This window comes from Paenibacillus sp. FSL R5-0475, assembly GCF_038004585.1.
Taxonomy (GTDB): Bacteria; Bacillota; Bacilli; order Paenibacillales; family Paenibacillaceae; genus Paenibacillus_AQ.
The window spans coordinates 6,639,854-6,653,437 of the sequence record NZ_JBBORK010000001.1; the positions used below are offsets into that span (position 1 = coordinate 6,639,854).

The window sequence follows — 13,584 nt, forward strand, 5'->3', positions numbered from 1 at the left end:
TTCCTTAAGAGAAGGTTCTTTTTTGTGCACATTTCAATTACTATGTATTAAATTGGTGGAAATTGGTATGATTAATTATGAATATTTTGAAGAGACAATTTCAAAGAGTTAAGAAAAATCCTAGATTTGATTAAAGTGAATACTTCATTCAATATAAAGAAGGCCAAAGCGTTTTGCTTGATTTAGTAGATGGAAAATTATATCCGAAGTAATTGAATATAATGGAATACTACATTACATGAAATTAAAGATGTACATGAATGGCTTAAGAATTAGGACTTACAATGATTAATAGGTTTACAAGGGAGCTGCTTCTAATGAATTTATACTACACAGGTGTGTGCCAACTATTAGATGGTAATCCAACAAGAGTTGAATCTGGATACTATATAAAGACTGATGACGAGCGAATTGTATATGCAGATAAGGTTCCATCAGATGTTCAATTGGTAACATTTCAGGAGCTGGAAGATGCATTGTTTGAAGGCTGCAAGTATGTCATTAATGAATTTGCAAATTCAGAGGATAACAAAGATGTATATGCTTTCAATCTGTATGCGGATGAGCATAACAGTTTTTATATTTACATAAACACAGAAGATTCATTTAGAAATTATGTAGATAGACATTATTCGAGCTATTCCGAAAAGAAGAAACAAGAAATTAAATATAATCAAGGTGATTTCACGTATCAACTGTATCCAAGCGATATGGGGACAAGTCAACAAATCATCGAGGAATGTGAAGAGATTGCAAGTGACTTACAGTATGTAGACCATATAGAAGATTTGTCGGATGAAGACATACCTGTAATCGTATATGAAAAAAGGATTTTCAATGATGGGTTTTTCCATGCTGCATTAAATGCAATAAAGAGACTGGGAACAGCATTTGAATTAGACAAATTAAATAAATCTAAAAACTTTATCCATTATGCAGCGACAGGAAATGATTATGTAGATTTCAGTCTAGTGATGAGAAAAACAATACAACCAGATTTGTTTTATACTTGTTTTCCTGAGTTGAAAGACAAAGACAAACAATTTGAAATTCATTTAGATCATATTAATAGTAAAAGCATTAAAGAAATTTTAGATTTTTGGGAAGAAGCTCTTCAAGGAGAGTTCAAGAAAGGATCTCCTTATCAGTATTTAAAAACAGAGTATCAAGTGTTTAAGGATTTGGAAAAGCTAGGAGATGATCTAGCTCTAGAATGTATTTCTAGATTAAGTAGAGTTATAGAAAGCGATTTGAACAACAAAATGAACATAAACAAAATTGGAATATACCTAAAAGCATTGGAATTTCTTGAAATTAATGAAGATTTACTTTCCAAGATCAGCTTAATTAAACAGCTAATTGATAATGCCTCCTTCGATGCTTTTCTAGAAGAGTTTATAGATAATGTCCAAAAAGATCTTAATACTATTATTGAAAGAAATACAATAAAAAACTGACTTTAAGAGGATGGAGATATATTAGTAGCGGTTAACGATATTGTCACACTAAAGAAGCTATTTAATGGGGAGTAATAATCTGCACAATTTGTTTTGAGGTTTGACCGTTCCCAAATGGATTTCATATTTAAATTTAAGGTGGAGAATTCTTCTATGAAATTGTACGTAACGGTTAAAAGCTTGGGTAAGCGTAAAAATGAACTGACAAGGCTTCCAATAGAGCTTCCAGTCATTCCGACAACGCTGAAGGAGCTCATTACCGAAGTTGTTATCTTGAATGTGCAGAAGCTAACCGAGAAGCAACAGAGTACTGCGCTGATTCCATTCTTAACGGAAACGGAGATTGAGGAGCGCGGAGAGAGTGGAAAGGTAGGATTTGGCTCGGTGTATAATGAACAGAGTCCTGGTCTTGCCAAAGCAGTAGAGACCGCATTATTAGCTTTTGAAGATGGGCTATATAAAGTATTTATTCGTGAAGAAGAGAATAGTCATTTGGAATCACCGCTTAAGCTTATGGAAGAGGACGAAATTGTATTTATCAGGTTCATAATGTTAGCTGGAAGCCTATGGTGAAGGGAGACAATGAACGATGGAGAAGCAGGAACGAAAGAAGCGTTATTATGCATCATTACAAGAGCGAGCTGAGAGGTTAGACCCTCATCTTTCTCCATTAGCGAAGTTAGTGGTTGAGTTGGGTCAAATGATACATGTGAGTCAGGATCATCATATTTTTTTGAAATGCGAAGAGATATTGCATTCACTCGCTGCGGGGAATAACGATCAATTATTCGAGCCGCTGGTGAAAGTTGTGAAGCAACTTACGAATGAGTACACGGGAGAAGTCTTGGCATATATTGCTGGTCATGCAACGGAATATCCATATAATACGGGATACGCACGCAGACCATTTCGTACATCGGAATGGAGTGCCCACGTGGGGCAAGTGATTAACAAGATGAGTTCGCTCATCTCTATGGATTGTTATGAATTTGATATTATCGATTATTTGACTTTGGCGGACTATCCTTTGAAGCAGGATTATGAGTTGGCACAAACGATTAGTGACGTTATTGCTTACGAGCTAGATCGTAACAATACAGAAGTACTTGCAGCACTTAAGGAAATTGTATATGGAGACAACCAAACGGCGTTACTTACTCACGGAATGATCAAAGGGATATTTATGAGTCATCATGAGGAATTGTATGTAATGATGGGCGAGCTATTGGCTGCTTCACGGTTGCAAGAGGGGCTTCGACAATCCATTGTGGAACAAATGGACGAGGGAACGTTGAAAGCGAATCTGTACATGCTGAAGGTTATCGTTGACCAAGGATTTGTTCGCTATAGTTCTGTCGTGAGAGCGCTAGGCGTATGGACAGGTATGGGACTGGAATCAACAAATCAGCGCATAGCCGGGCAGCTTATTGAAGGAGCTTATCAATCTCTGAATGATGAATCCGTACGTGAGTCCTGGTTGTCTAGTAATAATGCGAATCATGTCTATTTAAGCTTATGGGCTACAGCGGTATTTGAAGAACGTGACTTATTTAGTAAAATTGAGTATTTGATGGAGCACGGAGAGCTATATCAGAAGATCATAGCGCAGTATGTACTCGTTAACAGTAAGAATAACGATGTTCGTTATGGAATTGCACGACAATACTTAGATGCTGCGGATTCAGAATTACAGTATTGGATTCTATCCAATTATTGTTATGAATACAGACGTGTATGGCAAAGAGAGAATGATGATGCGCCAAGTATTACGTTTGATCGTATACCTCTTCTAGAGAACAAGGAGGAACGTCGACGTGAATTTGAACAGCTTAAGACGATGTTCCTAGGCGGTACTCACAAAGAGATATCTGCTCCTTCAAAAGTGTTGGATTTTGCACATGTTTATTACACTCCAGACCTCCCTATTCGCAAAATGCTATACCTTATAGCTTATGACATGGACAGTGAATGGCTCGCCCAAATTATTGCTTTGAAGGATCGATTAAGTGCGGATATGCGTGGAGAGCTGCTATCTCATTTCATGCAGAATATGGATCATTCCATCCAGCGTGAATTCATATTTGCCTCTTTATCAGATAAGAGCATGAGTAACCGCGAGCATGCACTCGATAAGGCGAAAAAATTGACGTTATCGGACGAAGAGTTGATGCTGGTGGAAGGTTTATTGAAGCTGAAGACAGGCTCCTTACGCCAAAGTGCTATCGAGCTGCTGTTGCGTCAGCCCGAGGACAATGTTACCGTCTCACTAACTAGGTTATTGCAAGGTAAGAGTGAATTGCAGAGACTGGCGGCGTTGGAGACGATTGTTGAGATTTTTGAGGATAATGAACGTACGAAGCAGTATGAAGTCTTGAGTTCGCTGCCTAAATTAATTGAGAACCCCACGCAAAAGGAACAGCGGTTGATCGGGAGGCTTAGTAAAAAAAGTGAATATACAGCAGCGAATGGCTTCGGTCTATTTGATCCGTTGGTTATCGAGCCTTGGCTTACAGAGACTCCGGTAATAGGAGAATTCGACTGGAAGAATATCTTCACTATGCCTATTGAAGATGTGATCCGTTTTCTCTCTGGGCTGGAGCAAGAAATTCATAATCATCGTGATGTTGAGTATGAGGTAGAGTATTACTCTGGTTACAAGGATACGCTGCTGTTGGGTACAGAATTAAGAAGGATTCATCCATTTCAAGAGGAAGAGGACGATACAGCGGAGCTTACGAAATATCCTCTGCACGAGGTTTGGAGAGATTACTTAGAGCGGAGTAATTTAGCGGCCTCTGAATTAATGGAGATCTACTTCTATTCCATACTGGACCCCCTTGATCAGACGTTGAACCATTATTATCGGTATTTCTCTGATGAGGTGGATTACGCTGAGCTTGAGAAACATACGCTGTTAGAGGGTTCGCGTAAGGAGTTTGCGGAGCAGTTATATCCTATTACTCAAATTCAAGAGATTAAAGATGCGCTCAAAGGATTTAAGTATAGTAGTCAGATCAGTAGCCTGCTTTTTGCTTACTTCATGGATAGCGATAAAAGCATAACATTTGACTTTACGATAAATGCCTTGAGTGCTGTGATGCAAGCGATGCCTAAAGAGAAAGTATCCAAAGAGTGGGGGATATTGAAGCTCTTAGCGAATCCATGGTTCTCTATGACCCGTAGTCGAGTGTATGATGATGACAGCTTTAAGCGAATGTTCCATACTTTCTATACATTTAATATCATGAATCCAAATGAGAAGGTTGATTCGGTACTTAACCTTAAGGATTACTTACGTGCTTTTGAAGCCGGAATGATCGGTACAGGGGAAGTATATCGGGAAATAGTAGGAAGTCAAGACAGTCGCAATCATATTCGCAATATTACATCTAAACGATATGATTGGATAGATCATAAGCCTGAGTTAGTTGCGATTCGTGAGACGGTTGTGGAGAGGATTCTAGAGGTAGAGCTCGAACGTGGTGATTTAGCTACTGAGGTAACACCTCTGGCCATGGGGCTGGAGCGGATCGAGGGTATGGAGCATTTCATTCATATATTATCTGGGCTGCAGCAAGAAACCTTCATCCGCGGCTATGTCTATGGATATGGGGATAGTATTACGAAGAAGGAATCTTTCAGTCATCTGCTCAAGATCAGTTATCCACGTAAAGGTGAAGAGGATACACTCTTGAAACAATTGCTGGAGGGTCTTGATATTTCGGAGAAAAGGCTGCTAGAAGCTGCTATGTATGCCCCTCAGTGGTTAGATATTGTAGCAAAATATTTAAATTGGGATGGGCTGCGCAGTGCAGCTTGGTATTTCCATGCGCATATTAACGAGGGCTTCTCCGCCGAGAAAGAAACGGTTGTGGCGCATTATTCACCGATTTTAGCGCAGGACTTTAATGATGGCGCCTTTGATATAAGGTGGTTTAAAGAGGCATATGATACGTTGAGAGAGAAGCGATTCGACTTATTGTACGATTGCGCTAAATATATTTCGGCTGGAGCTAATCACCGAAGATCACAGCTTTTCGCAGATGCGACATTGGGGAAGCTCGATATCATCGAAATACAGAAGTCAGTAGAAGAGAAACGAAATAAGGATCACTTGCTCAGCTATAGCCTTATTCCACTAGCTAACAATCGTGAGCAAGATATTCGTGAACGCTATGAATTTATCCAGCGTTTTCTAACGCAGAGTAAGAAATTTGGCGCTCAGCGCCGGGCAAGTGAAAGTATGACTTCGCAAATTGCACTTGGCAACTTGGCGAGAAATGCCGGATATGGAGATGTAATTCGGCTGATGTGGGATATGGAAGCACGAAAGCTGGACGATATGCAATCTTATTTCCAGCCATATAAGCTAGATGAGGAGACGACAGTACAGCTTCTTATTGATGAAGAAGGACAATCAGAGATTGGCATTACTCGAAAAGGTAAAGAGCTGAAAGCCATCCCGGCTAAGTATAAGAAGGATGAATATGTTGCCGCATTGAAAGAAATGAAGTCGGAACTAACAGATCAGTATCGGAGAGCCCGCAAGGAGCTAGAACGTTCCATGGAATCAGGGAATACATTCACTTTACAGGAATTGAAGGGGTTATCAGGGAATCCAGTGATCACACCTCTTTTGCGGACATTGGTGTTTAAGTCGGGAGAGATATTGGGATACTTCGATGCAACTGCAGGAGGGGTTATTGATCCAGCGGGTTCATTAATGCTTATAGGAGATTCAGAAGAGCTCCTTATTGCGCACCCCTTTCATTTATACGAGAGCGGTCTTTGGAGTCAGTATCAGAAGGACTTGTTCGATCGTCAACTTCGTCAACCATTTAAGCAGGTGTTCCGTGAGTTGTATGTTCCGAATGCAGACGAGCAGGCTCAGGGTACGATTTCCCGCAGATATGCGGGGCACCAAGTGCAGCCAAGAAAAACGGTCTCCTTGCTTAAAGGCAGGCAGTGGACAGTTAGTTATGAAGAGGGACTGCAGAAGGTATACTACGCTGAGAATTTGATTGCGAACCTTTATGCGATGGCGGATTGGTTTTCTCCTTCGGAGATTGAAGCACCTACGCTGGAAACCGTTCAATTCTTGGATCGGAACACGTATAAGAGCGTCACCTTGGATAAGGTTCCTCCCATTTTATTCTCAGAAGTGATGCGCGACATAGATTTAGTCGTGAGTGTCGCTCATGTTGGCGGTGTCGATCCAGAAGCCAGTCTGACAACGATTGAGATGCGGAGAGTGATTGTTAAAGAGTCACTGCGTCTATTGAAGATTGATAATGTTCGTTTAGATGGTAATTATGCTCGAATTGAAGGTGCCCTTGGCGAGTATGGAGTACATTTGGGCAGCGGTATGGTTTACAGACAAGCTACAGGAGCTATGCATATCATTCCTGTTCATTCACAGCATAGAGGTCGTATATTCTTACCCTTTATTGATGAAGATCCGAAGACAGCAGAAATTCTGTCGAAGATCGTGATGTTGGCCGAGGATAAGAAGATTAAAGATCCGCAGATTCTAATGCAATTGCAATCATAAATAAGCTCTCACACCACTTCTATTACGGCATGAGTATGATAAACCTATTTGTTCATTTTAAAAGGATAGCCCGTAATTATGGGTTATCCTTTTACCATATTCAGAAGGGAGTTCTATTATTGCGTTATGATATTGAAATTGCTTGCACATCTTATTTGACACTTCACGAACAAAAGCTGCGGATCAAGTCGTTTTTGATAGATTATTTTGGCACAGCTCACTTCTTTCTTGTTGAAACGGGCTTTTCTATAACAGCCGTACAAGAGGAAGTAGCCTTTTTTGAGTGGATGAATACAGGTAGACCGGATCGAACGACTAAAGAATTGTTTCTTTTTGAATGGGCGGAGCAAGAGAGATGGAGTGGGCAATTCCTATTGAAATGCAGCTTTTTTAATCGTTTGGAAGATAATAGCAGGCGGAAGCAATTCGAGAGAATCGTCTTGCAAATGAAAGAACATTTGGGGAAGCCCACCTTATCACTTCATATCGATCAAACAGGAAAATACATCGATGTACGGCAATTCCATCATCGTGCTGATGGGGAAGTTGGCTATGGTTTGCTTCCTTATGCAGAAGATGAGCAGGGACGTTGGCGTGAAAATTTGGGTGTTGGCTTATGGATATATCGTGAGGATTTTCATCTTTTATATGAAGGAATCAAGGTGGTATATCCGCGCAAGGGGGCAGGCTTTGAGGATTTTGATGACACTGGTATGAATTTTATTAGTAAGCTGGAATGGAAAATGGTCCTGAAGCATTGGACGCAACTTGCAATCCATAACCCATCTAGTGCTGAATTTATAGATTATGTAAGTCGGTGGGTGATAGCAACGCTAGAGCATGTGGATGAAATTGCGATTGAAGGGAATTTGTAATAAGTTATATTATCGCAGTTAGCTTCTAATCGACTACATAATTGTGTCGATGAACGATCACATTTTGACCACGAACACTACGAACGTATCATTTTTTTCTGGACATAAAGGAAGGAATTTTCCTGGATTGTGGACTTATAATTCAAGAAAAGGATCAAAAAACATATAAAACTCATCGAACGTCATGGGCGGCATGATGTAAGGTTTTTAAACCTTATATCAAGACATAGAGCCTCGTGAATTAGAGGTCATTGTCCAAGACCACTTCTTAATAGATTTATTAAGAAGTGGTCTTTTTATGTGGTTATGATTTATTTAAGGAACTTAAATAAATCATCTTGAATTTTCACTCCAGTGAATATATAATAAATTTAAGAGGTCAAAGAAGACCTATATTTTTTCGCTAATTATTTAACTTTGTTTATTAATTATATTAAAAAACAAGAAGGAGGCCATATGAAATCATTTTTGCCCAATGATATTAAAGATGAGAACAGGAAAATAGTTTTTGATATTTTGCTTCAACATCCTGAACTAGCGAAAGTCGAGATTACAGAAAAAACGGCAATGAGCTTTGTTACTGTGAGCAAGATTGTTACCTTTTTTGAACAGATTGGTTTATTGACTGTTACTGGTGAAAGTCGTGAAGGATCTGGCGGCTTAGGAAGAAAACGTACGGTTTACAGATTTAATGAAAACAGCTATACGACCATCGGAATACAGATTATTGGCAATACGATAACGGCATTACTCATTAATCTGCACAACAAGATATTAGAAACGTATTCGATTGAAACAGACATTCCTTTCTATAGCCAGCAGTTCACTTCGATATTTATAGAGATTGTAGAACATTTGAAGAGTAAAGCGAAGGAAACGGATAGTGTTGTATTGGGGATTGGTATTGGCGTTGATGGTGCGATCAATACAAGAAAGAAAACGATCCGGATGAGAACGCATCACAATAAAGAAAACGACTTTAAGTATGAAACGATTATTGAAACTCTCAAGAGCGAAGTGAACTTGCCCATTCTTCTGGAGAATGATGTGAACGCAGCGACTGTGGCGGAATTTCGGAATCTTGAAAACTCAGATCAAGCACTGACGAGTCTCGTTCATGTTGCTGCAGGTGATGGGGTCGGGGGCGGCTTGATTATTAACAAAGAGCTTCACCGCGGCGTTAATGCAAGTGCGGGTGAGCTGGAGTATATGTGCTTTGATTCAGAATATAAAAGGACTCCATCTTCAGTCGGTTGGCTGGAAAGCAAATTAGCTATTAAGTATTTGTTAAGCACATATGATTTGAATTCAACGAATGACGTAGAAGCTTGCATTGATTATGTTTCGAAGAATCTGGCATTAACGATTACCAATATGATCAGCATCTTGGATATCGACCAGGTCATTATTAGCGGTAAAACGGTAGCGCTGTTTCCGGAACGTATATTGGACCGCACGAAAAGCTATGTCGAGCAATATACGGAGTGGACTCCTCAAATTTCGGTGAGTAAGTTACATCAATCAACAGCAATCGGAGCAGCTATACTTATTCTCCAGCAAGAGATGATAAATGTCATTTCGGAGTAAACAAGAAGGAAGTGAGCAACATGATCAAAATCTTTGAGAATGAAGAGGAAGTAGCAAACGAAATTGCCAGAGAGATGAAAGATCATTTATTTACTGATCAGCATCCCGTGTTCTGCCTGGCTTCAGGGAGTACTCCACAAAAAAGCTATCAGAAATTTTCCAATGATGCGGACCTCCAATTGAAAATCAAGAGGCTTAACATCGTTAGCTTGGATGAGTGGGTTGGCATTGACAAAAGCTCTGAAGGAAGCTGCTATCAGATGTTGAATCAAGATCTGTTCTCGCAGATTTCACTGGATAGCAGACAGATTGTGTTTTTTGATGGAACATCGCCGGATATGAAGCAGGAATGCTTGCGAATTGATCACTTTATCGAGCAACACCCAATTACATTCAGCTTGATGGGCGTAGGTATGAATGGGCATATCGGATTAAATGAACCTGGTAGCCCAGTATTAAATTACAGCAGTGTTGTGGAGCTGTCGGAAACAACAAAGACTGTCGCTCAAAAATATTTTCATGAGCAGACTGAATTAAAGCAAGGCATTACATTAGGTTTGGAACAGATTGCAAGTAGTAAAAGAGTGGTTGTCGTCATAACTGGAGAGCGCAAAGCTGAAATCGTGAAGGAGATTTTCACAAACTCTGACGCACGGCTGCCTGCTCAGCAATTGCTCGGCTATGATCATATAGATTTCTTTTTAGATGCTGCAGCCGCCAAATATATGGATCAGTCATCATAGTTGAGGAGCGTAATATGGGTAACTTCGTTATTGGTGTTGATATTGGAGGTACAAATATAAGGGTTGGATTAGTGAATGAGCACCTTGAACTTGTTCGGAAGGAGTCGGCATTAACAAGAGATTTCCAAAATGCTGACGAAATTTTCAAAACCGTCAAGGAAATGACAGCGAAAGTCGATCATGAACAGCTAGCAAGCAAGATAGGTATTGTATTGCCGATTCCTTGGAATGATCAAACACAGTTTATTCGAGATATAACCAATATCCCTTGCCTAGAGAATGTTAGTATCGAAACTATCAGGGCGTTCTTTCCGAATTATGAAGTGTTTTTTGAGAATGATGTAAACGTGATCACAGTGCTTGAATCGGATCATGGAGCTGCCAAGCCGTATAATCAATCCATTTATATAACGGTTAGTTCAGGAATTGGATGCGGTATCATACTTGATAAGAAAATTATTCAAGGAGCTCATGGATATGCGGGCGAGATCGGAAGCATGATTATTTCCGACAGCAAAAGAAACCATTCAACGTTGTATAACGGCACTTTGGAATCCCTATGCAGCGGCATTGCTCTTGAAGCGGAAAGTAAGTTTTTATATGGCATTGATGCCACGTCGAGTTTGTTGTTTGAAAGATATCATATGGGAGATCGGCAAGCGATTGAAGTGATCGACAGGTGGGTTGAGTACTTTTCCAACGCAATTGTTTCTTTGATGCAAACAATTGATCCAAATATTTTTGTTATCGGAGGAGCGGTCATTCATCACAACCAGTGGCTGATTGATAGAGTGATAGAAAGCGCTAAAAAGAAAGTCCTTCCACATTTAAAAGAGAACATTAAAATCGTGTTGACTGAATTTGGACCTGACGCCGGAATTATTGGTGCTGGCTATAACGTATATAAAAAGGAAAAAGGAGCTTGAAGACAATGAAAAAGTTGAAGGTTGCGTTAATCGGAGCAGGAAGTGTTTCCTTTGGGCTAGGAGCACTTCAAGATATGGTGTTGTCAGAACGTTTAAAAAATCAAGTAGAGCTCGAAATCGCGCTTATGGACATTGTAGAAGAAAATGTGAATAGAACATACAAGTATGCAACCGAAATGTTCACGGCATTTTCTCATCCTGCGAAGATTTGGCGAACGACGAATTTGGAAGATGCATTAAGAGATGCTGACTTCTCCATCGTTGCGATTGAGGTAGAGAGATATCACTACTGGTCACAAGACTTCCATATCCCACGGCGTTACGGCAGCAAGCAGCTATATGGTGAGAACGGCGGTCCAGGATCAATGTTCCACACTTTGAGAAATCTAGGTCCGATGTTGGAAATTGCAAAGACAATGGAGAAGGTGTGTCCAAATGCTTGGCTAATCAATTACACGAATCCGGAAGCGAAATTGGTGGAAGCGATCTCCAAATTAACTTCAATCAAAGTGGTAGGCTTATGCCATGGTTTAGACATCGGTATTCATCAGCTAGCTGAATTTCTGGAGATGGATGGTAAAGATATCGCTGTTGAAGGCGGCGGATTGAACCACTTTGGCTTCTTCACGAAGATCTGGAACAAGAATACGGGAGAGGATTTATACCCTCGACTCCATGAAAAAGAAAAGATAGCTAACCGTTTGGCACAATTTGATCATGTTGGATTATCCAGAACGTTGTATCGAACGTATGGCTACTTCCCTTATCCGGGTACTAACCATTGCGGCGAGTATATTTCTTGGGCAGAAGATTTCTATGCTGGACTACCCCTGCAGTTCCGTTACGATCCAATAAGTGAGCAGCTGTGGAAGAAAGATTCTAGAACACCTGAATTTGTATACTGTGCAAGTGGCAGTACTTTAGATAAAGGCTTGTTCGAGAAAACAATGAACCAAGAGCTCTGGATAGAGCAAGCTTATACGTTCGATAAAGAAAAGGTTCAAATTAGTAATGAAAATGCAGTGCCAATTATTGAAGCGATCTTCTTCGAAGATGAAATCGAGTTGAATGCTGTTAATATGCAAAACAATGGCGCTATTAAAGGACTTCCAGATGATATGGTCGTTGAAACACAAGCGATCGTTAACAAAAATGGTATCGAATTTAAGCCAATGACGGTTGAACTGCCAACTGCCATTATCGGAACGATCCATATCCAAGGTACAATCCATAAGCTGTTACTTGAGGCGTTTGTTGAAGAGTCGAGAACAAAATTGCTGCAAGCGATTCTGCTTGATCCGCAAGCTCCAACCTATTATCAAGCTTGTGCGATGATCGATGAAATGTGTGAACTGCAAAAAGAAATGCTGCCAAAACTGGAGTGGAATTAGGTTATCTTTAATAAAAAAAGGCCTCTGTCTGATGAAATTCAGAACTGAGGCCATTAATTTTTATTACGAATTACTCTAATTCTTTATCTAAGAAAGGTTGCACCAATCGCCGCACCTCATCGGTTGAATTCGTCTCCATCAATTGATTTCTTAGTTCGTCGGCACCATCAAATCCACGAATATAGATTTTGAAGAAGCTCCGAAGTGGATTAAATAGACGTGGTTCATGTTCTTTTGAATATTTATCGTGAAGATCTAAATGAAAAAGTAGTAAATGAAGAAGTTCCTCCACACTATGTTCTTTAGATTCTAGTTCAAAAGCGTATGGATTCTTGAAAATACCTCGGCCAATCATGACACCATCCACGCCGTATTGTTCGACTAATTTTAAGCCTGTTGCACGGTCAGGAATATCTCCGTTAATCGTTAACAACGTATTTGGAGCAATTTCATCGCGTAATTGTTTGATTTCAGGGATAAGCTCCCAGTGTGCATCTACTTTACTCATCTCTTTTTTGGTACGAAGGTGAATGGAAAGATTCGCAATATCTTGTTTGAATATATGTGTCAACCAATCGCGCCACTCGTCAATTTCGCTATAACCTAATCTTGTTTTCACACTAACCGGCAATCCACCAACTTTTGCTGCCTGGATAATTTCTGCCGCTACTTTAGGATGTCGAATTAATCCAGCACCTTTTCCATTGGTTGCGACGTTTTTTACTGGGCATCCCATGTTAATATCGATACCACGAAAACCAAGCTTTTTCATATCCATGCACATCTGTTCAAAATACTCCGGTTTATTACCCCAAATATGAGCGACCATCGGTTGTTCATCTTCTGTGAACTTTAATCGACTAAGTACACTTTCTTTTACTTTTACTTTAGGGTGACAGTAATATTCTGTATTTGCGAATTCCGTGAAAAACACATCCGGTTTTGCAGCTGCACTAACCACGTGACGAAATACAACATCTGTGACATCTTCCATAGGTGCCAATATAAAAAACGGCTTTGGTAAATCAAGCCAAAAATTCTGTTCGTTACTCAT

The 13,584-nt window shown here is 40.0% G+C and carries 9 protein-coding genes; 8 read left to right on the plus strand and 1 reads right to left on the minus strand.

Annotated features, from left to right (window positions below; translation table 11 throughout):
• Nucleotides 1-317 precede the first annotated feature (317 nt).
• From MKX41_RS29620 to MKX41_RS29655, 8 genes are all read left to right on the plus strand, one after another.
• Nucleotides 318-1,457 carry a DUF4303 domain-containing protein gene (locus MKX41_RS29620; protein ID WP_340974339.1) on the plus strand — a complete coding sequence of 380 codons (1,140 nt, stop codon included), beginning with the start codon at nt 318-320 and terminating at the stop codon, nt 1,455-1,457.
• A gap of 153 nt (nt 1,458-1,610) precedes the next feature.
• A complete protein-coding gene (locus tag MKX41_RS29625; RefSeq protein ID WP_340974341.1) occupies nt 1,611-2,030 on the plus strand; it encodes a hypothetical protein in 420 nt (139 codons plus the stop codon).
• Nucleotides 2,031-2,046: 16 nt separating this feature from the next.
• Nucleotides 2,047-7,008 (plus strand): DUF4132 domain-containing protein, encoded by a 4,962-nt coding sequence (locus tag MKX41_RS29630; RefSeq protein WP_340974343.1) that lies wholly within the window; start codon nt 2,047-2,049, stop codon nt 7,006-7,008.
• 119 nt (nt 7,009-7,127) lie between these two features.
• Entirely contained in the window at nt 7,128-7,883 is a 756-nt protein-coding gene (locus MKX41_RS29635) for a hypothetical protein (RefSeq protein ID WP_340974344.1), read from the plus strand.
• Between the two features lie 456 nt (nt 7,884-8,339).
• Nucleotides 8,340-9,470 (plus strand): ROK family protein, encoded by a 1,131-nt coding sequence (locus MKX41_RS29640; RefSeq protein ID WP_340974345.1) that lies wholly within the window; start codon nt 8,340-8,342, stop codon nt 9,468-9,470.
• Between the two features lie 20 nt (nt 9,471-9,490).
• The gene (locus tag MKX41_RS29645) at nt 9,491-10,213 is read left to right on the plus strand and encodes a 6-phosphogluconolactonase (protein WP_076299168.1); all 723 of its coding nucleotides are present in this window, start codon (nt 9,491-9,493) and stop codon (nt 10,211-10,213) included.
• Between the two features lie 14 nt (nt 10,214-10,227).
• Nucleotides 10,228-11,139: an ROK family protein gene (locus MKX41_RS29650; RefSeq protein WP_042185284.1), complete on the plus strand. Its 912-nt coding sequence runs from the start codon at nt 10,228-10,230 to the stop codon at nt 11,137-11,139.
• A 5-nt stretch (nt 11,140-11,144) separates the two neighbouring features.
• Nucleotides 11,145-12,530: a family 4 glycosyl hydrolase gene (locus tag MKX41_RS29655; protein WP_340974348.1), complete on the plus strand. Its 1,386-nt coding sequence runs from the start codon at nt 11,145-11,147 to the stop codon at nt 12,528-12,530.
• Between the two features lie 70 nt (nt 12,531-12,600).
• On the opposite strand, the gene MKX41_RS29660 is transcribed toward MKX41_RS29655, so the two are convergent.
• Nucleotides 12,601-13,584, minus strand: coding sequence for a tRNA dihydrouridine synthase (locus tag MKX41_RS29660; protein WP_340974349.1), 984 nt, complete (start codon nt 13,582-13,584; stop codon nt 12,601-12,603).